General features: G+C 54.9%; 20 protein-coding genes. 18 read left to right on the forward strand and 2 right to left on the reverse strand.

Annotation, left to right across the window (positions count from 1 at the left end; translation table 11 throughout):
- Positions 1-39 precede the first annotated feature (39 nt).
- From cgtA to H616_RS0103840, 15 genes are all read left to right on the forward strand, one after another.
- Positions 40-1,236 carry an Obg family GTPase CgtA gene (gene cgtA, locus H616_RS0103770; protein ID WP_027966157.1) on the forward strand — a complete coding sequence of 399 codons (1,197 nt, stop codon included), beginning with the start codon at positions 40-42 and terminating at the stop codon, positions 1,234-1,236.
- Positions 1,237-1,259: 23 nt separating this feature from the next.
- On the forward strand, positions 1,260-2,399 hold the full coding sequence (proB, locus tag H616_RS0103775; protein WP_027966158.1) for a glutamate 5-kinase: 1,140 nt from the start codon (positions 1,260-1,262) through the stop codon (positions 2,397-2,399).
- A gap of 264 nt (positions 2,400-2,663) precedes the next feature.
- Complete coding sequence (gene rpsT / locus H616_RS0103780; protein WP_027966159.1) at positions 2,664-2,930, forward strand: 30S ribosomal protein S20; 267 nt, start codon at positions 2,664-2,666, stop codon at positions 2,928-2,930.
- Positions 2,931-3,135: 205 nt separating this feature from the next.
- On the forward strand, positions 3,136-4,659 hold the full coding sequence (gene murJ, locus H616_RS0103785; protein WP_051233954.1) for a murein biosynthesis integral membrane protein MurJ: 1,524 nt from the start codon (positions 3,136-3,138) through the stop codon (positions 4,657-4,659).
- A 149-nt stretch (positions 4,660-4,808) separates the two neighbouring features.
- Positions 4,809-5,840, forward strand: coding sequence for a bifunctional riboflavin kinase/FAD synthetase (gene ribF, locus H616_RS0103790; protein ID WP_027966161.1), 1,032 nt, complete (start codon positions 4,809-4,811; stop codon positions 5,838-5,840).
- Positions 5,841-5,851: 11 nt separating this feature from the next.
- Positions 5,852-8,686 (forward strand): isoleucine--tRNA ligase, encoded by a 2,835-nt coding sequence (gene ileS, locus H616_RS0103795; RefSeq protein WP_027966162.1) that lies wholly within the window; start codon positions 5,852-5,854, stop codon positions 8,684-8,686.
- A gap of 115 nt (positions 8,687-8,801) precedes the next feature.
- Positions 8,802-9,302 carry a signal peptidase II gene (gene lspA / locus H616_RS0103800; RefSeq protein WP_051233956.1) on the forward strand — a complete coding sequence of 167 codons (501 nt, stop codon included), beginning with the start codon at positions 8,802-8,804 and terminating at the stop codon, positions 9,300-9,302.
- 68 nt (positions 9,303-9,370) lie between these two features.
- On the forward strand, positions 9,371-9,832 hold the full coding sequence (gene fkpB, locus H616_RS0103805) for an FKBP-type peptidyl-prolyl cis-trans isomerase (protein ID WP_027966164.1): 462 nt from the start codon (positions 9,371-9,373) through the stop codon (positions 9,830-9,832).
- Positions 9,833-9,925: 93 nt separating this feature from the next.
- On the forward strand, positions 9,926-10,882 hold the full coding sequence (gene ispH / locus H616_RS0103810; protein WP_084155695.1) for a 4-hydroxy-3-methylbut-2-enyl diphosphate reductase: 957 nt from the start codon (positions 9,926-9,928) through the stop codon (positions 10,880-10,882).
- A gap of 115 nt (positions 10,883-10,997) precedes the next feature.
- A complete protein-coding gene (locus tag H616_RS0103815; protein WP_027966166.1) occupies positions 10,998-11,504 on the forward strand; it encodes a GspH/FimT family pseudopilin in 507 nt (168 codons plus the stop codon).
- Positions 11,501-11,953: a type IV pilus modification protein PilV gene (pilV, locus tag H616_RS0103820; RefSeq protein WP_027966167.1), complete on the forward strand. Its 453-nt coding sequence runs from the start codon at positions 11,501-11,503 to the stop codon at positions 11,951-11,953. The genes H616_RS0103815 and pilV overlap by 4 nt, the downstream gene beginning before the upstream one ends.
- A gap of 13 nt (positions 11,954-11,966) precedes the next feature.
- Complete coding sequence (locus H616_RS0103825; RefSeq protein WP_027966168.1) at positions 11,967-12,935, forward strand: prepilin-type N-terminal cleavage/methylation domain-containing protein; 969 nt, start codon at positions 11,967-11,969, stop codon at positions 12,933-12,935.
- Positions 12,936-12,954: 19 nt separating this feature from the next.
- The gene (locus H616_RS0103830) at positions 12,955-13,494 is read left to right on the forward strand and encodes a hypothetical protein (protein ID WP_027966169.1); all 540 of its coding nucleotides are present in this window, start codon (positions 12,955-12,957) and stop codon (positions 13,492-13,494) included.
- Positions 13,491-14,741 (forward strand): PilC/PilY family type IV pilus protein, encoded by a 1,251-nt coding sequence (locus H616_RS0103835; protein ID WP_027966170.1) that lies wholly within the window; start codon positions 13,491-13,493, stop codon positions 14,739-14,741. Before H616_RS0103830 ends, H616_RS0103835 begins: the two co-directional genes overlap by 4 nt.
- A gap of 75 nt (positions 14,742-14,816) precedes the next feature.
- Positions 14,817-15,239, forward strand: a complete 423-nt coding sequence (locus tag H616_RS0103840) for a type IV pilin protein (RefSeq protein ID WP_027966171.1) — start codon at positions 14,817-14,819, stop codon at positions 15,237-15,239.
- Positions 15,240-15,242: 3 nt separating this feature from the next.
- On the opposite strand, the gene H616_RS0103845 is transcribed toward H616_RS0103840, so the two are convergent.
- The gene (locus tag H616_RS0103845) at positions 15,243-15,494 is read right to left on the reverse strand and encodes a PP0621 family protein (protein WP_027966172.1); all 252 of its coding nucleotides are present in this window, start codon (positions 15,492-15,494) and stop codon (positions 15,243-15,245) included.
- Between the two features lie 97 nt (positions 15,495-15,591).
- Here H616_RS0103845 and H616_RS0103850 point away from each other — a divergent pair, with 97 nt between their 5' ends.
- The gene (locus tag H616_RS0103850; protein ID WP_027966173.1) at positions 15,592-17,223 is read left to right on the forward strand and encodes an NAD+ synthase; all 1,632 of its coding nucleotides are present in this window, start codon (positions 15,592-15,594) and stop codon (positions 17,221-17,223) included.
- 123 nt (positions 17,224-17,346) lie between these two features.
- On the opposite strand, the gene H616_RS0103855 is transcribed toward H616_RS0103850, so the two are convergent.
- On the reverse strand, positions 17,347-18,168 hold the full coding sequence (locus H616_RS0103855; RefSeq protein ID WP_027966174.1) for an outer membrane protein assembly factor BamD: 822 nt from the start codon (positions 18,166-18,168) through the stop codon (positions 17,347-17,349).
- Positions 18,169-18,344: 176 nt separating this feature from the next.
- On the opposite strand from H616_RS0103855, the gene rluD reads away from it, so the two are divergent.
- Together rluD and pgeF are read left to right on the forward strand one after the other, a co-directional pair.
- Positions 18,345-19,304, forward strand: coding sequence for a 23S rRNA pseudouridine(1911/1915/1917) synthase RluD (gene rluD, locus H616_RS0103860; RefSeq protein WP_027966175.1), 960 nt, complete (start codon positions 18,345-18,347; stop codon positions 19,302-19,304).
- The gene (gene pgeF, locus H616_RS0103865) at positions 19,301-20,056 is read left to right on the forward strand and encodes a peptidoglycan editing factor PgeF (protein ID WP_027966176.1); all 756 of its coding nucleotides are present in this window, start codon (positions 19,301-19,303) and stop codon (positions 20,054-20,056) included. Before rluD ends, pgeF begins: the two co-directional genes overlap by 4 nt.
- Positions 20,057-20,148: the final 92 nt, after the last annotated feature.

The following is a 20,148-nucleotide window of genomic DNA, read 5'->3' on the forward strand; positions in this document are numbered from 1 at the left end:
TTTGTATCATGACGGTATTGTCCGTCAGGAGATTGTTAGATGCAGTTCGTCGACGAAGCCTCGATCATCGCGGAAGCCGGTAATGGCGGAAGTGGTTGCATGAGTTTCCGCCGTGAGAAGTACGTGCCTAAAGGCGGCCCCGATGGCGGTGATGGCGGTCATGGCGGTAGTGTCTATCTGATCGGTGATGATGCGCTCAATACGCTGATTGATTTCAGGTACCAGCGTTTCTATAAAGCCACCAATGGTCGGCCTGGTCAGGGCAAGCAGATGAGTGGTCGTGCCGGTGAGGATTTGCACGTCAAGGTGCCGGTCGGTACGACAGTGATCGATGAAGATACCCTCGAAGTCATTGCTGATGTGACTGAAATTGGCCAAGTGGTATTGGTGGCTCAGGGCGGTCGCAGAGGGCTTGGTAACATTCACTTCAAGTCATCCACTAATCGCGCGCCGCGCCGTACGACGCAAGGCACTGATGGTGAACGCCGCAACCTGCGTCTTGAAATGAAAGTCATGGCGGATGTGGGGCTGCTGGGCTTGCCGAATGCAGGTAAGTCAACACTGATTCGCTCGGTGTCGGCTGCTAAGCCTAAGGTGGCTAACTATCCGTTTACTACGCTAGTGCCTAATCTCGGCGTGGTGAAACTGGGCCAGCATGAGCATTTCGTGATGGCTGATGTGCCGGGGTTGATTGAGGGGGCCTCTGATGGGGCAGGGCTTGGGTTGCGTTTTCTTAAGCACCTGACGCGCACGCGGTTATTGTTTCATGTGGTTGATGTCGCGCCGTTTGATGAGTCTGACCCAGTAGATGCTGCACAAGCTATTACGCTTGAGCTTGGTCAGTTTTCGCCGACTCTAGCCGAGCGCCCTCGCTGGCTGGTGCTCAATAAACTGGACCTGTTACCTGAAGACCAGCGCGATGTTGTGGTTGATGACATCCTTGCGCGCTTGGAGCATGACGGGCCAGTGTTCTGCATTTCGGCCATCAGTGGCGAAGGTACGTCGGCGTTAGTGCAGGCGGCGCATCGCTGGCTGACCGAACAGCGTCAGCTTGAGAGTGAGGATGAGCAGGCCGCAGAGTATGAGCGGGAAATGTGTCGTCGTATGGAAGATGAAGCGGTAGCGAGGACTGAGACCCGTTTGGGGCATCAGCGTCGTAAGCGTCTCGATGAAGGTGACGACGATGATGATTTCGATGATGACGACTATGACGTCAAAATCGAGTATGCACCCTGAGCGTTCCTGGAGTTGAGGGCAGGATGGCGAGCAAGGAACAGGTACCTGGGCGTGAAGCCCTAAAGTCTATGCGCCGAGTTGTGGTCAAGATCGGTAGTGCGCTGCTGACCAATGATGGTCGAGATCTTGATGACGCGGCAATCGGTGGCTGGGTTGACCAGATTGCGGTACTGCACCAGCGTGGTATTGAAGTGATACTGGTGTCATCTGGAGCGGTAGCCGCTGGAATGGTGCGGTTAGGCTGGCGGGTTAGGCCGTCTACCGTGCATGAGCTTCAGGCGGCTGCTGCGGTAGGCCAAAATGGTTTGACTGAGTGTTATGAGAGTCATTTTGAGCGCCATGGCTTGATCACGGCTCAAGTCTTGCTGACTCATGACGATCTCTCCAACCGTAAGCGTTACCTTAATGCGCGGTCGGCACTGCGTACGCTGGTTGGGTTGCACGTTGTGCCAGTGATTAATGAAAATGACACGGTAGTCACTGATGAGATCCGCTTTGGCGACAACGATACCTTAGGCGCTCTGGTAGCTAATTTGCTGGAAGCCGATGCGCTGGTCATTCTTACGGATCAGGAAGGGTTATTTGATGCAGACCCGCGCCATAATTCACGGGCGCAGATGATCAGTGAAGGGCGAGCCAGTGATCCACAGCTTGCCGCAGTGGCCGGCGGCGGTGGTGCGCTGGGGCGTGGAGGTATGAGTACTAAGGTGAGAGCCGCGCGTCTCGCTGCGCGTTCTGGTGCCGTGACAGTGATTGCCAGTGGTCGTCAGCCAAGTGTGCTGACGCGTTTGGCCTCGGGCGAGGCGCTAGGCACTTTGTTGACGCCAGATCAAGCACCTATTGCGGCACGTAAGCGCTGGTTAGCAGGCCAGCTGCAGGTGCGGGGTAGTGTTACGCTGGATGCAGGTGCAGTAAACGTGCTGAGAAGTAGTGGTTCTAGCCTGCTGCCTGTAGGAGTTAAGGCGCTGAGCGGTGATTTTGTGCGTGGTGATATGGTGTTGTGCCTTGATGAGGGCGGCCAGCGAGTGGCTAAAGGTCTGGTCAACTATGGTGCCGTTGATGCGCGTAAGCTGTTGGGGCAGCCCAGTCGGCGTATCGAGACGATTCTTGGTTACATAGAAGGTCCGGAGCTGATTCATCGCGACAACCTGGTTGTGCTTTAGCGTCATGCTGGAATATGCGGCCTCAGGAGAGGGTAAGGCGAAGCCCAGAGATTTGCGTCTGCTCTTGACAAGGCTAGCAGGCGGGCGTTTGGCGTGATAGGATGCGCCATCCTCTCAGACACGACCCGTACGATTGCGTGGTTCAAACGCAGTCGACAAAATGGTCATTTTGGCGGGGAGGTTTGTATTTCCCTGTTAAGTCAAATACTTATCATATGCCGTCAATAACGTTGATGGCGACAACTTTCTCCAAGGAGACAGTCAGTGGCTAATAGTAAGCAAGCCAAAAAGCGCGCCCGTCAGGCTGAAGGCCGTCGTGTACTGAAATCTGGCCAGCGTAGCCTGGTTCGTACGTATATCAAGCGCGTCATCAAGGCGATTAACGGTGGTGACCATGCTGTTGCCATGGCGGAATTCCAGCAGGCGCAGCGGGTTATCGATCGCATTGCTGACAAGGATGTACTGTCCAAGAAAAAGGCAGCACGCTTGAAGAGTCGTTTGAACAAGCGTATCAAGGCTTTGGCTGCGTAATACGCCGGACGCCTCTGGTTGCCTGTTTGAGTGCGGGCATGCCAATAAAAAACCGGCTACGGCCGGTTTTTTTTGTGTCTACAAGGTCTTGTGTATTTCTTATCTGGCGAATTAAGGAGGCGTCTTGAATAAACCAGCCCTGCCGCCCGAGCCCTCTGCAGCTAATGACAACGCGCCTGCCCTGACACATCGGCGTGGTGGTTTAATGCGCTCGGGAATGATCGTCAGTGTTATGACGATGTTGTCGCGAGTCATGGGCTTGGCGCGAGATGTGGTGATTGCCGCTCTATTTGGTGCAGGCTCGGGCGCAGATGCTTTCTTTGTCGCTTTTAAGATCCCTAATTTTTTGCGCCGACTGTTTGCTGAAGGGGCGTTTAACCAGGCTTTTGTGCCGGTGCTGTCGGAATACGCCACTCAACGAAGCAAAGAAGAGGTGCGTGAATTATTAGACGCCACAGCAGGTAGTTTGGCCGTGGTGTTGCTATTGATTACAGCGCTGGCAATGTTTGCCGCGCCTTGGCTGGTATGGGCTTTTGCGCCAGGCTTTTCGCGTGACCCGGAAAAGTTGGCATTGACCGCTGACATGCTGCGGCTGACGTTTCCTTACTTGTTTTTGATTTCGTTAACGGCGTTTTCTGGCAGTGTGCTCAATACGTGGAATCGTTTTGCCGTGCCGGCATTTACGCCTGTCCTGCTCAACCTGTCATTGATTGGGGCAGCGCTGCTGTTAACTCCACTGTTGGCTAGTCCGGCCATGGCGCTGGCTTGGGGCGTGTTAATTGCGGGTGCCGCCCAACTCGTGTTTCAGGTGCCGTTTCTGGCTCGGCTTGGCTTGATGCCTAAACCGTGGCCGAACTTCGCTCATGAAGGCGTGAGGCGCATCATGAAGCTGATGGCGCCGGCGTTGTTTGGTGTGTCGGTGTCGCAGATCAACCTGCTATTGGATACTGTGCTGGCTTCGTTGCTGGCCGCGGGCAGCGTATCTTGGCTGTATTATTCCGACCGCTTGGTTGAGCTTCCGTTAGGTGTGTTTGGCGTTGCCATTGGTACGGTGATTCTGCCAGCGTTGTCGAGACGTCATGCGGATCAGTCAAGCGAGCATTTTGCGGCGATGCTGGACTGGGCGATTCGTACCGTGCTGTTACTTGGTTTGCCTGCTGCATTGGCGCTTACGGTGTTGGCGGAGCCGCTGTTGATCACGCTGTTTCACTACGGCGCCATGACCGATCATGACATCAGCATGTCAGCGATGAGCTTGCGAGCCTATTCGGTGGGGCTGGTGGCGTTTATGTTGATCAAGGTGCTGGCGCCGGGCTTTTTTGCGCGACAAGACACCAAAACGCCAGTGAAGGTTGGCATTGTGGCCATGGTTGCCAATATGTTGTTTAACTTGCTGCTGATTTGGCCGTTGGCCCATGCTGGCCTAGCGCTGGCTACGGCAATGTCTGCATTCCTCAATGCTGGCTTGCTGGGCTGGCTGCTGTATCGTGATGGGGTGCTGGTTTTTCAACCGGGTTGGCGGCGTTACGCGGTACAGCTGGTTGGCGGTTGTGTATTGATGGGCATTGGACTGAGCTGGTTGATGCCGGAGTGGCAGCAGTGGCTTGGTTGGTCGTTGTGGCAACGAGTTAGCTGGCTGTTGCTGTTGGTGGTGGTAGGTACAGCAATATATTTTGCTTGGCTTGCGGCGCTTGGTATGCGCCTGAGGCATTTTCGCATTATTAACTAAGGTCTTTGTTGACGTGTATAGCCTTGGCGAGTAGTAGGCGGCTGTCAAGGCGGTCTCGGTCCGTTATAATCGACCTCTTTACTTGGTTTATCGCCAGCTTTTGGTGGCGTTAACGATTTTATTCATTTTGGTAACCTGGCATAACGCCCATGCAACTGATTCGGGGATTGCACAATCTGCGCGAGGCGCATCGTGGCTGCGTGGCAACCATTGGTAACTTCGATGGTGTGCACCGCGGCCACCAGGCCATTCTTGAGCAACTGCGCGAACACGCCAGTACCCTAGGGGTGCCGGTTTGTGTGGTGGTGTTTGAGCCTCAGCCACGGGAGTTTTTTGCTGGTGACCAAGCGCTACCACGGCTTAGTCGCCTGCGCGATAAACTTCAGCTATTAGCTGAGCAGGGCGTGGACCAGGTTCTGTGCCTGCCGTTCAATGATGCCTTGCGTAGTCTGACAGCCGACGAGTTCATTGCTCGTGTGCTGGTTGGGGGGCTGGGTGTACGCCATCTGGTGGTGGGTGATGACTTCCGCTTTGGCTGTGATAGGCGAGGTGACTTCACGTTATTACAGCGCGCTGGAGACCACCTCGGCTTTACGGTTGAGCATACCCGAACGTTTCTGCTGGATGGGGAGCGCGTATCTAGCACTCGGGTACGTACGCTGTTAGCCAGTGGCAACTTCGCACAAACCGCACGAATGCTGGGGCACCCTTACTGGTTGAGCGGCCGCGTGGTGCGGGATCGCCAGCTAGGTCGCACCATCGGCACGCCCACGGCGAATCTACCTCAATTACAGCGCCCTATGGCGCTGAAGGGCGTGTACGCAGCGGTTGCCGAACTGCCCAGTGGCGAGCGCTTCGATAGCGTAATGAATATAGGCTGGCGTCCCACAGTAGGTAGCGAGCGGCCAATACTTGAAGTACACCTGTTTGATTTCGACGGGAATTTGTACGGCCAACGATTGGTGGTCGTGCCTTGCGCCAAGCTGCGCGGTGAAATGAAGTTTGATGGTATTGATGCGCTGCGCACTCAGATACAGCATGACCAGCAGCGGGCACGGCGGTTATTTGCCAAGGCTCGGGCTGAGCAAGATACTCTTCCTCTGGCATCGGCGCCGTTGGCGTGCGAAGCCGCGATTTCTGACTCCTCGGTGGCGTTTCCCACCGACCATGACGACGGCTGACCTCCAGGATTATGAGCGACTACAAACACACTCTGAATCTGCCAGAAACCGAATTCCCCATGCGCGGCATGCTACCTAAGCGGGAGCCTGCAAGGCTGGCTCAGTGGCAGGAAATGGATATTTACCACCGCCTGCGTGAAGCGCGTGCTGGTCGTGAGCTGTTTGTGCTGCACGATGGCCCTCCATATGCCAATGGTAGTATCCATATTGGCCATGCGCTGAACAAGATTCTTAAAGATATTATCGTCAAGTCCAAAAACTTGGCAGGTTTTGATGCGCCGTATGTGCCGGGTTGGGACTGTCATGGTTTGCCCATTGAGCACAAAGTTGAAACAACGCATGGTAAGCACTTGGAGTCGCAGCAGGCGCGTGCGCTGTGCCGTGAATATGCCGCCGAGCAAATTGATGAGCAGCGTCAAGGGTTCATTCGGTTGGGTGTGATGGGGGACTGGGCGAACCCCTACCGCACTATGGATTTCACCAATGAGGCGGGTGAGATTCGTGCGTTGTCGGAAATGGTGAAAGGTGGCTATGTCTTTAAGGGACTCAAGCCGGTTAACTGGTGCTTTGACTGTGGTTCGGCCTTAGCTGAAGCAGAAGTTGAGTATGCCGATAAGCAGTCTGATGCCATTGACGTGGCGTTCTCGTGTGCTGAACCTGAGAAATTGGCGGCGGCCTTTGGCATGGATACGCTGCCTAAGCCTGCAGCGGTAGTTATCTGGACCACCACACCTTGGACTATTCCGGCTAACCAGGCCCTTAATGTACACCCTGAGTTCACTTATGCGCTGGTGGATGTGGGTAATCGTTTGCTGCTGTTGGCTGAGGAGCTGGTTGAAAGCTGTCTGGAACGCTTTGGTCTGACGGGTGACATTATTGCGACTGCCAGCGGTGAGCGGCTGGAGCTAATCGCGTTTGACCACCCGTTCTACCCGCGGCGTTCGCCGGTATATCTGGCTGACTATGTGGAGTCCGACGTTGGTAGTACCGGTATTGTTCATTCGGCTCCAGCCTACGGCGTAGACGACTTCAATACCTGCCGTGCCTACGGCATGAGCTTTGATGAAATTGAAAGCCCGGTGGGCAGTAACGGCGTGTATGCCGATGACCTGCCGTTCTTTGGCGGGCAGATGATCTGGAAAGCCAATCTGCAAATTGTCGCCAAGCTGGATGCAGTGGATGCGTTGATGGCGCACCAGTCGATAACTCATAGCTACATGCATTGCTGGCGTCACAAAACGCCGGTGATCTATCGTGCGACGGCTCAGTGGTTTGTCGGTATGGATCTTGCCGGACATGACGGCCGAACCTTGCGTGAAAAGGCGCTGGAAGGTGTCGAGGCGACGACCTTTACCCCAGCTTGGGGGAAGGCGCGGCTACATGCCATGATTGCCAACCGCCCAGACTGGTGTATCTCGCGTCAGCGCAACTGGGGGGTGCCGATTCCTTTCTTCCTGCACAAGCAGACTGGTGAGCTGCATCCGCGCACCGTTGAGTTGATGGAAGAAGCCGCCAAACGCGTCGAAGCTGAAGGCATTGATGCTTGGTTTAATCTTGACCCTGCTGAGCTGCTGGGTGATGAGGCCGAAAACTACGACAAAGCCACAGATACGCTAGATGTGTGGTTTGACTCCGGCACCACTCACTACCATGTACTGCGTGGGTCGCATCCTTATGGCCATGAGCAAGGCCCGCGTGCAGACCTGTACCTGGAAGGCTCGGACCAACATCGCGGCTGGTTCCACTCGTCGCTGTTGACCGGTGCAGCCATTGACGGTCATCCGCCCTATCGACAGCTTCTGACTCATGGTTTTACCGTGGATGAGAAGGGGCGAAAACAGTCCAAATCGTTGGGTAATGTCGTGGCTCCTCAGGCAGTTATGGACAAGATGGGGGCAGATATTCTGCGCTTGTGGGTAGCGTCCGCTGACTACTCGGGTGAAATGGCGGTTTCTGATGAGATCCTCAAGCGTACAGCCGATGTGTATCGCCGCATTCGTAACACGTCGCGCTTTTTGTTAGCTAACCTGAACGGTTTTGATCCTGAACGTGACGCGCTGGCTTTTGATGACATGCTGGCGCTTGACCAGTGGGTGGTGGACCGTGCCGCTCAGTTGCAGTCACGTATTCAAACGGCCTATGACGAATACCGTTTCCTGGATGTTTATCAGCAGGTGCATGGTTTCTGTGCTCGTGAGCTGGGCGGCTTCTATTTGGATGTAATTAAGGACCGCCAGTACACCACTCAGGCTGACTCAGTGGCGCGTCGCAGTGCTCAAACGGCGCTCTATCATGTGGTGCAGGCGCTGGCGCGTTGGGTTGCCCCGATCATCAGCTTTACGGCAGAAGAGATTTTCGAAAATATTCCAGGGTCGCGAGCTGACAGCGTGCTGCTTGAAGAATATTACACCGAGCTTGGCACCCTGGCTGATGGCGCTGCGATGGGGCGCGAGTTCTGGGAGCGTGTGCTTAACGTCAAACAGGCAGTGAATAAATGCTTGGAAGAGGCGCGTAACGCCAAGGTTATCAAGGGCAGCCTAGCCGCAGAAGTTACTCTGTATGTGGATGATAGCCTACGCAGTACGCTGGAAGCGTTGGGGGATGAACTGCGTTTTGTGATGCTGACAAGCGATGTGCATTTGTCACCTCTAGCGGATGGAGAGGCTGCAGAGGCCACTGAACTTGATGGGCTGAAAGTTGCCGTAATGACCAGCGAGCATAAAAAATGTGAGCGTTGCTGGCACCACCGCCCAGATGTTGGTCAGCATGCAGGGCATGACGACTTATGCGGGCGTTGTGTAAGCAATTTGCCGGATGGTAAAGGCGAGACGCGTCACTATGCATAAGGCCGGAAAGCGTGAGCCAAGCGGAGATACAATGGACAAGCACCGGGCGGATAGTCCAGAGGTGAACGACAAACGGCAGGCTAACGACGCTGAAAGCATGGTCAAACAGCCGCCCATGCAGCAACCGTTACGGTGGTTGTTGCTCTCTTTGGTGGTCATTGCGTTAGACCTGGCCACCAAAGCCATGGCTTCCGCGTGGCTGGGGTATGCTCAGCCGCAGCCTGTGCTGCCGTTTTTTAATTTGACGCTGCTGCATAACACCGGCGCGGCATTCAGCTTTCTTGCCGATCATCCCGGCTGGCAACGCTGGCTGTTCTCTACCATTGCGGTGGTGGCCAGTGTTGGCTTAGCGATTTGGCTTAGCCGTTTGCGCGCTGATGAAAAATTGATGGGGGCTGTCCTAGCGCTGATTATCGGCGGCGCGCTGGGCAACCTTTATGATCGTCTGGTGCATGGTTACGTGGTGGATTTTTTGTCGTTTCATGTCGCTGGATGGTATTACCCTGCTTTCAATGTGGCAGATGTTGCCATCACGTTGGGGGCAATGGGTTTGATTTGGGAGTCGCTGTTTGGCGAGCGCCTGCGTGCCAAGCGCCAGTCTAAGGGCCGAGTCTGATGCCTTTATTGTATGCGCAATGCTTGGATTACTATTTAGTACGCCTGTTATCGTGATGGAGACTCTCTATGAGTGATTCCCAGACAGTTGGCTATCGCATCGACGATGGCATGGAAGTGACACTGCACTTCACTCTGAAGCTTGAAGACGGTACCGAACTGGACAGTACGCGCGACAAGTCGCCGGCGACTTTCCAGGTGGGTGATGGTAATTTGCCGCCGGGCTTCGAACATCATTTGCAGGGGATGAGTGCCGGTCAGTCTGGTACGTTTGAAATCAGCCCCGAGCATGGCTTCGGTCAGCATAATCCACAAAATGTGCAATTGATGTCCCGAGACCAGTTCGAAGCCGAAGTGCCGGAAGAGGGCGTCGTGATGTCATTTTCTGACGTTAGCGGTGGGGAGTTGCCAGGAGTGATCAAGTCGGTTGATGACAACCAGGTTGAGGTTGACTTTAATCATCCGCTGGCAGGCCGGACTCTGACGTTTGACGTTGAAATTCTGGACGTAAAACCAGCGACGACACACTGAGCGAATGGCTGACTTGAACGTTGGCGCGATGATGTTGGCGTTCTGTGTTGCTACTTTCGATACATGATGCCAAGGCATCGAGGCGAGGCGAACATGCAAGTCAAACTGGCCAATCCCCGTGGCTTCTGCGCCGGTGTTGACCGGGCTATCGAGATTGTTAATCGGGCGCTGGACGTATTTGAGCCGCCGATCTATGTGCGCCATGAAGTGGTGCATAACCGCTTTGTGGTAGACAGTCTGCGTGAGCGTGGTGCGGTATTTGTCGAAGAACTGCACGAAGTGCCGGATGATGCCATTGTGATTTTTTCTGCTCATGGCGTGTCACGTGCCGTTCAAGAAGAGGCGTCGCGTCGAGGCCTGCGTGTTTTTGATGCAACCTGTCCGTTGGTGACCAAGGTCCATATGGAAGTGTTGCGCTATGCGCGACGCGGTTACGACTGTGTGCTGATTGGCCATGCTGGCCATCCAGAGGTGGAAGGCACCATGGGGCGCTTTGACACCTCCCATGGTGGCCGTATCTATTTGGTCGAAAATGAGCTGGATGCTGAGTCGCTGGAGGTTGAAGATGCCTCGAAGCTGGCCTATGTGACTCAGACCACGCTGTCCATGGATGATACCGCTAGAGTGATTGACACGTTGCGTGCGCGGTTTTCTGGTATTGAGGGACCGCGCAAAGACGATATTTGCTACGCTACCCAGAACCGCCAAGATGCCGTTCGCGGCTTGGCCGACGAATGTGACTTGGTGTTAGTGGTGGGAAGTCCCAATAGCTCTAACTCCAACCGGCTACGTGAGTTGGCTGAACGAGTCGGTACGCCGGCTTACTTGATTGATAATGCTGAACAGGTGCAGGCTGACTGGCTTGACGGTGTGGCATCAGTTGGTGTGACAGCGGGTGCCAGTGCGCCTGAAGTGCTGGTCAAAGGCGTTGTTAAACGTTTGCAGGAGTTTGGCGCTAAGGCGCCCAGCGAACTGATTGGCCGCGAAGAGACCATTACCTTTTCCATGCCGCCTGAGTTGCGAAAGGACGTAATTGTCAGCGATCAGTAGTGCTGGCCAATGATCTATTTCCGTACTGGTTCAACATAGTTTACACATGGTCGCCGTTGCTTGGGTGCAAAGCCACTACAGTGGAAAGATACCCGCACGATAGGCAGCGACGACCATGCATCCTTCCGTTTATCCTGCGCCTCATGTCGTATCAGGTTTCACCCTAGTTGAGTTGCTGGTTACGCTCAGCGTACTGGCTATGCTTGCTGTTGTCGGCGTGCCTGCTTGGCAGGGCCTTGTTGAAACACACCGAATTAGTGCTGATGTGCGCTCTGTACAGCAGGCGTTGCTCTATGCTCGTAACCAGGCAGTAACTCGGGGTCAAGAGGTTAGTGTATGTGCGGCAGGTGGAGGCGCCCACGTTTGTGGTGAAAAACACGACTGGAAGCAAGGTTGGGTCGTCTTCAGTGGTGATGATGAGTCAGTCGGTACAGTGCTGCGTGTTGGTGAGCGCCTTGGAGCCCATAGCGTAACTGCCGGGCGGGCAAAAGCTGTGTTTAATGCGCGGGGAGAGGCACGGGGTAGCAACGGTAGCTGGCACTTTTGTGCGGGTGGTGCAGGACGGTCACTCATTCTCTCGTCCAGCGGCAGGCTTCGCCAGACAACGGCAGACTGCTCATGAGTACGCGTCGTGGTCAGGTTGGGACTGGGCTGATAGAGGTGCTTGTTGCGGTTGTTCTGCTGGCTACTGCTTTGCTTGGCTTCACTAGGTTGCATATTGAAACCCAAAAAGATCAACGTTTGAGCTATGGCTACAGCATGGCTCAAGCACTAGCGCTTAATCTTAGCGAGCGGATTCACGCCAACTCTAAAGGTCTCAGTAGCTATACGGTATCTGGCATTGCGAGTACGCCGGTGGTAAACGGGTGCGGTAGCGGATGTAGCTCTACATTGCTGGCAGCTCAGGACTTAGCCGATTGGAAGCGGGCTGTTTTACGTTCGGCATTGCCACTTGGTGATGCCGATGTTGACGTTAGTGCTGGGCAGGTGACTATTACCGTGACATGGCAAGACAGTTTCAGCGACGCGCTACTGCGCCAGTCCTTTTCTTTCGAGGTGCGTCGACTATGAGGCCGGCTCAGCCATGAAAAAAAACCAGCAAGGCACCACGCTTGTCGAGTTGATGATTTCACTGCTGCTGGGTTTGTTAGTAGCCGGGCTGGCCATTCAGTTGTTTTTCCATGTGCGGCATGGGCAAAGCGCCCAGCAGGCGTCTTCTTATTTTCAGGAATCTGTCCGCCACGTGATATATCGGCTTGGTCCTTTGCTGCGAAATGCCGGCTACCGTGGCTGTGGCGCGAGTGGCCGAGTAACGGTGGCCGGTGAGTTGCACGGTAGTGTTTTCGATATGACGGCGCCATTTGGTGGTGGGGCAGCGAACTACCGAGGCCACTCGTATTGGGCGTTGCGCTTTGTCGTGCCGGATAAGCTCGGTGCCGAGGTAACGTTGGCCGAGACGATGAACCCCTCAAAGGATGCGCTGGTGATTGGTGGCTTTACAGATAGCGGCCACGTGTCCGATGTTGTGAGTGCGTTGAACGTTACCAAAGTGGCGCTGGTGACCAACTGCGATAGCGCTGATGTATTTCGGCTGGCCAGCATTGCCCCAGAAGATGTCTCCGATAGAAACCTGCACCTGGTGGCGGGTGAGGCGTTATCGCGTATTTACGGCGGTAATTCTGGCGCTATGGCCAGTAGTTACATTTATCCGCTCAGGCGTTGGGAGCTCAGGTTACGCGATCAAGCCGGAGGGGCAGGGCGTCCGGCACTTTTTTTAGTAAACCTCGACGCGCCTTCAGGCATGAAATATGTGGAGCTGGTGTCTGGGGTTGAGGACTATGTCGTGACGGTCAGTCTAGATACCGATGGTGATGGTCAGCCCGATACGCTCAATCAGGCCCCAGCCAGCTTGTCGGTAGCAAGTTGGCCCGAGGTCGTTAGGGTTGAGCTGAGCTTTAGTTTGTATTCGCAACCGGGAGTAGTGCCTGGGGGTAGCAACGAGGGGCGTCTGAGGCGTGAATTTCAATTCGCCTTTTCTCCCCGCAACCTGTAATTGCCCAAGGAGGGCAAGTATGACGTTGCCAATTGCGAGTACGTCTGTGTGCTGTACCCCCAAAAAAGAAAACGGCATGGCGCTGTTGGTGGTGCTGGTCATTTTGGTCTTGGTAGGAATGGTTGCGGTAGGTGGCGCGCAGGAAGCACAGCTACAGGCCCGCATGAGCTCGAATAGTCAGCACTATGCACGTGCATCCTATCGCGCTGAAACATTGCTGATTCGTTTTGAACGACAACTAGAAAACCACATGAAAGATGGCAGTTGGACGTTGGCGAGCTTTCGTGATGGCCATATTGCTGGCTTGCATGACCTGAGCGGTGGTCGTGCGAGTGATTTTGAACCACGGAATCAGACGAGTTGGGATAGCTCTGCCGGGGCGTCGGGTGCTGAGGGGCGTTTTGTTATTCATTATCTGGGACGGGTGGGCCCAGCGCCATTAAATGACGTCAATGCCCGCCTTGATCGTCGCCTGCATGCTTTTCGCCTTACGGTGCAGGTTGAGAGCCGCGGGGCGGTGGCAATAGTCCAGAGTGATATCCATCTGGAGGTGTCATGAGTCGTCGTTACGTCATGTTATGTTTTATCGTTTTCGTTAGCGCGGCAAAGGCTATGCCCGAGGCGTCAGAGTCACCGCACTGTGCAGGTACCGAGGAGAGGTTTAGTCCAGCGCGTATTGTGACGCTAGCAAATGGTAAGCGTTATGCCATTTTCGGCACGGGGCAGGGCTTCCAGGATGGAAGTGGTCGAGCCCATCTGTTTCTGGAGAGCCTGCAAGCACCTGCCGAGACCGTGGAAATTGATACTGGTGTTGGCCATAACTTAGGTGGCCAGTGTGATGATGTCGCTAGCGACTGTAATGCACTGGCGGAAGTAGAGCTTGCTGATGTTAATGGCGATGGCATGACTGATTGGGCGTATGCGGGTGATTTACACGGTAATGTTTGGGCCTTTGACTTAACTGGTGAAGGTGGAATATCAGGTATCACTGCCACGCGGCTGTTCACGTCATGTGGCGAGCCTCTGCTGCCTGGTGAACAGTGTGGCCGGGCTCACCGCCAGCCAATTACGCGTCGTGTTGCCTTGGCCAGAAACATACATTTATCGAGTCGTGTGGAGAACCCCAACATCAATGTTTATTGGGGAACGGGGTTGCTGCGCACGACCGATGATGCAGTGAATACCTCGCCACAGGCGTTTTATAGCGTGCTGCACACGGGGCAGGAAAGCGATGCTTCAATGCCAGCGCATTTTCATAGCGACCTGGCCGAGCGGACTTATATTGCGTTGGGGGATGGGCCTAGCGGTGGTTATGGCGAAGCGCGTAGCGTGAATCACGGTGATGCCGTCGACTATCGTGGATATCACGGTATGCGTCAGTACGGCTGGTATATTTCACTGCCTGAGTTGGGTGAGCGGGTGTTGCATCGCCCGCTGGTTGTGGGTGATTTGATAATTTTCACCAGCCTAGTGCCGACACTCCCCGAACCTTGCGATGACGCAGTTGCCAGCTGGGTGAATGTGCTCAGTCTTGCTGATGGGTTGGTGCCGCAACGGTTGGTTATCAATAACAGTGGAGGCGCCCCAGTGCTCGACTATAACCAAGATGGCGTGTTGGACGGCGAAGATCAGGTGGCTGATACCACTGTATTGTCTGTGCGTATTGCGGAGGGGGGTGATCCAGCACGTATTGAGAACGATAAATTGATGCTTGGCGATACAGAGGACAGCGCCCAAGTCGGTTGGCGTGTGCAGTTTGATACGCCTAGTCAAGTGGGGCGAGTCGGCTGGTATCAGCTTCGCTGATGCAGGGGGCTGAAGAGCCTGATTCGCCTGAACAGGCAGAACTTGACCTATATCCAAGGACGCGAGGTATGGGCTATGAGAGCCACGGGCCAGCAAGGTTTTACGTTGATTGAGCTGATGATTGTCGTGGTCTTGATGATAGTGGCGGTCAGTGTGGCCGTCCCCAGTTATCAGACGTATTTGGAGCGCGGGCGGCGCAGCGAGGCGGTGACAACTCTGATGAACTTGGCGCAAGCTCAGGAGCGCTTTATGGTGATTCATGGCTATTATGCGCCATCACTGAGTGGCTCGCTGGCCAGTGGTGACGGCTTGGGCTGGAGTGGTGAAGACGCGGTGTTTTACCAAGTGGCGTTGAGCCGGCCGACAGATGTGGCCTATACACTGAGTGCGAAGCCGCAGGGTAGTCAAGTCGCGGACACCGTGTGTGCCAGCTTTACGCTCACCCATACCGGCCAAAAAAATGTTACCGGAACAGGCGGCGTAGTGGGCTGTTGGTAGCGCTTAGCGGTTGCGCTCCTCAGCGTAGAGGTCTCGGTGTTCTGGCGTGCAGAACCATTCGCCTTGCTCGCGCAGTGCATCGTCTTCTGGGCAGTGTACGTTGCACCATTGGCAGCGCACCATGGAGGCGCCCTGCTGGTTTTCATGTGGTTTAGGCGCGCGCGATTGCTGCCATTCCAAGTAAATGCGATACAGTTTGAGGCCGGCAAAGAACAGCACGGCAAATATCAACAAGCGAATCAGCAACAGGTTCATCCTCAGCAACTCCGAAAGATTAGGGTGCCTCTTTGCTACTAGGCCGCCCTTGCGGGACAATGGGCACATCACAGATTCTCGAGAGATTTCAAAGCTCATGCAAGACCTGACGCTGGTAATGGCTCAAATGGACTCGCTGGTTGGTGATATTCTCGGCAATACCGAGCGAGTGATTGAAACGGTACGTGAAGCGCGCATTGAGCATGGTGCTGATGTTGTGGTGCTTCCTGAGATGGTGCTGACCGGCTATCCGCCGGAAGATTTGTTGTTACGCCCCTCCATGGAAACACGGCTTCGCCAAGCTCGCGCTCGCATGGCGGCGAAAATTGCTCGTGATGTTATGGTGATTGTCGGTTATCCAGGTCGGCGAGAAGGGCAGTCATGGAACCTGGCTGGAGTGCTGTATAACGGCGAATGGTTAGGAGAGTATGCCAAGCAAGCGTTGCCCAATTACGAAGTGTTTGACGAGCGGCGTTATTTTTCTGCCGGAACGGAGCCGCTGGTTATTGAGCATAAAGGTGCGCGGCTGGGTATCTTGATTTGTGAAGATTTGTGGTCACAAGAGCCGATCGTGCGGGCGCGTGATGCGGGAGCAGATATTCTGGTTAGCCTCAATGCCTCACCTTTTCACCAGAACAAGCCCGAGGAGCGGTTAGCTCGGCTGCAGCAGTGTGCTCATGAAGTTAATTTGCCGCTGGTGTACGTGAATATGGTTGGCGGCCAGGATGAGCTGGTATTTGATGGCGGCTCAACCTGTGTGGATGCTGATGGCCAGTTGAAAGTTCAGGCACCTCATTGGTGCGTGGGTTTGATGCCGGTGCAGTTTATCGAGCAAGAGGGGCGTTGGGAGCCTCAGGCTGGCGAGATTGAGCCTCGTGTCAGCGCTGAGGAAAACCTTTACTGTGCGTTAGTAGTGGGGTTGCAAGATTACGTTAATAAAAACCGTTTTGACGGTGTTGTGCTCGGCCTTTCCGGCGGTATTGATTCAGCCTTATCGTTGGCGATTGCGGTAGACGCGCTGGGGCCAGATCGCGTTCATGCAGTAATGATGCCTTATCAGTACACGGCGGATATATCCAAAGAAGATGCTGCTGAGCAGGCAGCCCTGCTGGGCGTGAGTTATGACGTGATGCCTATTGAACCGATGGTTGAGGCGTTCACTGAAACGCTGGCCGAAAGCTTTGCTGGCAGCGAGCGCGATACCACAGAAGAAAATCTGCAGTCGCGTTGCCGTGGGGTATTGTTGATGGCCATTTCCAATAAGAAAGGCCTGATGGTGTTGACCACGGGTAATAAGAGTGAAATCGCCGTTGGTTACTCCACGCTTTATGGCGACATGGTCGGCGGCTATAACGCCATCAAAGATGTTTACAAAACCTGGGTGTATCGGCTGGCGAGCTGGCGTAATGAACAGTCGCCAGCCATTCCGCAGCGGGTGATCGACAGGCCACCCAGTGCGGAGCTTGCCCCCGGTCAACAAGATTCAGACTCACTGCCTGAGTATGATGTGCTGGATGCCATTCTTGTGCGCTATATCGAAGGCGATATGAGTGCCGAGGCAATTATTGAGGCAGGTTTTGCGCGAGAAGATGTTTATCGCGTTGTAACGCTGGTGGATCGCAGCGAATACAAGCGTCGTCAGGCTGCCGTGGGGGTACGGGTGACGCAGAGAGGGTTCGGGCGTGATCGCCGTTACCCCATCGTCAATGGCTGGCAGCCCGGTGAATAAATGCTGTTGCGCGTTATCTGTGGTGGCAATAAACCAGAACACGTAATCGCTCATCACACAAAAAAGCGCCGCTTCCTAATAGGAGCGGCGCTTTTTTATTCGCAGCAAATAGTGCTTAACGCGTTAGCCGCGGAGCTTGCCTTTGACATGGCGCGGATTGAAAGTACGCCCTTTTAGTTGATCATTTCCGGGGTCGTTTTGAATCAGCACGGCGAGTGTTTCACGAGCGCGCTCATCCATGCCTAACCCCATATAACCCTCAACCATTACTGCTAAGGCGTCACGGGTGCTATCGGCTTGCGGGTAATTTTCGATGACCCACTGGCCGCGGTTGACGGCAGCGAGGTAAGCCCCTTTGCGCAGGTAGAAGTCAGCAACTTCCAACTCATGCTGTGCCAGCAAGTTGCGCAGGTAAATGATGCGCTGCCGAGCATCTGGCGAGTACTGGCTGTTGGGGAAGCGTTGGATCAATTCGCTGAAATCGCCATAGGCATCGCGAGTGGCACCTGGGTCGCGTTTGGCGATATCAATAACGCGTAAACGCTCAAGGCTGAAACGGCCTGCTTGCCAAGCAGCCAGCCCACGCAGATAGTAGGCGTAATCAACCTGAGGGTGGTCTGGGTGCAAGCGAATGAAGCGGCTAGCAGCGGCACGCGCATCCTCCCAGTCACCGTTTTTGAAATAGACGTAGATCAGCTCCAGCTGTGCCTGCTGAGCCGTTTCACCAAATGGGAAGCGCGTGTCGATAGCTTCCAGGCGGTTTAGCGCGGTGATATAGCTGCCGTCTTCCAAAGCGGTACGCCCCTGTTCATAGAGCTGCTGCTCTTGAATATCTGGCGCACTTTCTTCGTCTTTATCTGAGCTTGTCAGGAGGGAGCAGCCGGCCAGCAGGGTTGTTGCCATGAGCATGGTGGCCAGACGTGTTCCGGTTGTGTTTACGCGCATTATAATCCTCGTTTCAAACAACCCTGGGTGGCCGTGATAGAATCGGCCAGAACTCACACACTATAAAACACCTCGAGGAAAAACGCAGTCATCCTGTCATGCCTTTTCGGGCATAAGGTGCTTTGTGTTGATTGTCCTCCTCTCCAGATTTCTCCAGACGGATGACCTGTCGCCCCATGACCCAGACCGTTGAAGCTCAGCAAAGCATACCCGAACACATGGCCGGCTGGCGCCTTGATCAGGCTGCTGCAGAGCTATTTACCGATTACTCCCGAGAACGTCTCAAGGCTTGGATCAAGGACGCTGCCTTGACTCTTGATGGCCGCGCTGCCAAGCCTAAAGATAAGGTGTATGGCGGTGAAATACTCGCGCTTAGCGTTACGCTGACAGATGACACCCGTTTTGAGCCGGAAGACATCGCGCTATCGGTCGTCTACGAGGACGATGACGTGTTGGTCATCGATAAACCGCCAGGATTGGTGGTACATCCCGGCGCTGGAAATCCAGATGGCACGCTGCTTAATGGTTTGCTGCATTATTGCCCGTCGCTGGCCATGGTACCGCGCGCCGGTATCGTGCACCGTCTTGATAAAGATACCAGCGGCTTGATGGTGGTAGCCAAGACGCTTACTGCGCAGACATCATTGGTTGAGCAGCTTCAGGCACATAGCGTGTCGCGTATTTATGACGCTGTTGTGGCTGGTGTGATGACGTCAGGTGGCACGGTGGATGCGCCGATTGGCCGCCACCCTCGTGACCGAAAGCGCCAGGCAGTTAATGCGTCCGGCAAGTCGGCGGTGACGCATTATCGGGTGGTGGAGCGTTTTCGTGCACATACGCATGTGCGTTGTCGTTTGGAAACTGGGCGTACCCACCAGATTCGTGTGCATATGTCGCACTTGAATTACCCATTAATTGGCGATGCGACTTACGGGGGGCGTCCTAAGTTGCCTCGTGGGGCGGGGGAGCCGCTCAAAGAGGTGTTGCGTGAGTTTCCCCGCCAGGCGCTACATGCACGTCAGTTGGCATTTACTCACCCAGCTAGTGGTGAGGCCGTTAAAGTCCGCTCACCGTTGCCGGATGAAATGCTGATGCTGCTGGACTTCTTGCGTGATGACGCGGAGACAATGCGATGAGCGATACGCCTGATCTCCGGCCTACGCTAATTCGTCCCGACTGGCAGGCACCTGCCAATGTGCAGGCGTTAGTGACAACGCGAGAAACAGGGCCAAGCCAGCAGGGTTATGCGGCATTTAATTCTGCCCTGCATGTGGGGGACAACGCCGATCATGTCGCGCTGTGTCGGCGCTTGCTGAGTAAAGAGATTGGTGACGAGCGGCCATTGTTGTGGCTTGACCAAGTGCATGGTGCGCGGGTGCAACAGCAGGTACAGGTCGGTGTGCCCGAGGCTGATGCTGCTGTTGCTGCTGATGGCAGCTATGCCTGTGTCGTGATGACAGCCGATTGTCTGCCGGTATTTTTCTGTGATCGGCAAGGTACGCGGGTTGGCGTTGCCCACGCTGGCTGGCGAGGCTTAGCTGGTGGTGTGCTGGAAGCGGCGGTGGCGGCCATGAATGTGCCAGCAGAGTCGCTACTCGTGTGGTTGGGGCCGGCGATATCCAAAGCGCAGTTTGAGGTGGGGCCTGAGGTTTACCAGGCGTTTGTTACGGTTCACCAAGAAGCAGCCGAGGCATTCGACCCAAGCCCCTATCGGCTAGGGCATTACATGGCGGATCTTTATCGGTTGGCGCGTGTGCGCTTGGAGCGACTGGGCGTATCACATATCAGCGGCGGACATTTCTGTACCGCCAGCGAGTCACGATTCTATTCCTATCGTCGCGATGGCGGGGCGACTGGGCGCATGGCCAGTATGATTTGGTTGCGCTAGGCGGAAAGATTTGTCGTTTTCATTGTTTCACACCTTGAAAACATGTCTTTCAGACTCCATTCATTGTGTCAATAGATAATGACAGGGCCAGC

The organism is Halomonas halocynthiae DSM 14573, assembly GCF_000425725.1.
GTDB lineage: Bacteria > Pseudomonadota > Gammaproteobacteria > Pseudomonadales > Halomonadaceae > Halomonas > Halomonas halocynthiae.

Bases quoted from the DNA above. Each gene is read 5' to 3' on its own strand.
- proB (WP_027966158.1), top strand. From the start codon at position 1,260: ATGGCGAGCAAGGAACAGGTACCTGGGCGTGAAGCCCTAAAGTCTATG.
- ileS (WP_027966162.1), top strand. From the start codon at position 5,852: ATGAGCGACTACAAACACACTCTGAATCTGCCAGAAACCGAATTCCCC.
- H616_RS0103815 (WP_027966166.1), top strand. From the start codon at position 10,998: ATGCATCCTTCCGTTTATCCTGCGCCTCATGTCGTATCAGGTTTCACC.
- H616_RS0103825 (WP_027966168.1), top strand. From the start codon at position 11,967: ATGAAAAAAAACCAGCAAGGCACCACGCTTGTCGAGTTGATGATTTCA.
- murJ (WP_051233954.1), top strand. From the start codon at position 3,136: ATGCGCTCGGGAATGATCGTCAGTGTTATGACGATGTTGTCGCGAGTC.
- H616_RS0103835 (WP_027966170.1), top strand. From the start codon at position 13,491: ATGAGTCGTCGTTACGTCATGTTATGTTTTATCGTTTTCGTTAGCGCG.
- cgtA (WP_027966157.1), top strand. From the start codon at position 40: ATGCAGTTCGTCGACGAAGCCTCGATCATCGCGGAAGCCGGTAATGGC.
- ribF (WP_027966161.1), top strand. From the start codon at position 4,809: ATGCAACTGATTCGGGGATTGCACAATCTGCGCGAGGCGCATCGTGGC.
- ispH (WP_084155695.1), top strand. From the start codon at position 9,926: ATGCAAGTCAAACTGGCCAATCCCCGTGGCTTCTGCGCCGGTGTTGAC.
- H616_RS0103845 (WP_027966172.1), bottom strand. From the start codon at position 15,494: ATGAACCTGTTGCTGATTCGCTTGTTGATATTTGCCGTGCTGTTCTTT.
- H616_RS0103840 (WP_027966171.1), top strand. From the start codon at position 14,817: ATGAGAGCCACGGGCCAGCAAGGTTTTACGTTGATTGAGCTGATGATT.
- H616_RS0103830 (WP_027966169.1), top strand. From the start codon at position 12,955: ATGACGTTGCCAATTGCGAGTACGTCTGTGTGCTGTACCCCCAAAAAA.
- H616_RS0103850 (WP_027966173.1), top strand. From the start codon at position 15,592: ATGCAAGACCTGACGCTGGTAATGGCTCAAATGGACTCGCTGGTTGGT.
- lspA (WP_051233956.1), top strand. From the start codon at position 8,802: ATGCAGCAACCGTTACGGTGGTTGTTGCTCTCTTTGGTGGTCATTGCG.
- H616_RS0103855 (WP_027966174.1), bottom strand. From the start codon at position 18,168: ATGCGCGTAAACACAACCGGAACACGTCTGGCCACCATGCTCATGGCA.
- fkpB (WP_027966164.1), top strand. From the start codon at position 9,371: ATGAGTGATTCCCAGACAGTTGGCTATCGCATCGACGATGGCATGGAA.
- rluD (WP_027966175.1), top strand. From the start codon at position 18,345: ATGACCCAGACCGTTGAAGCTCAGCAAAGCATACCCGAACACATGGCC.
- pilV (WP_027966167.1), top strand. From the start codon at position 11,501: ATGAGTACGCGTCGTGGTCAGGTTGGGACTGGGCTGATAGAGGTGCTT.
- pgeF (WP_027966176.1), top strand. From the start codon at position 19,301: ATGAGCGATACGCCTGATCTCCGGCCTACGCTAATTCGTCCCGACTGG.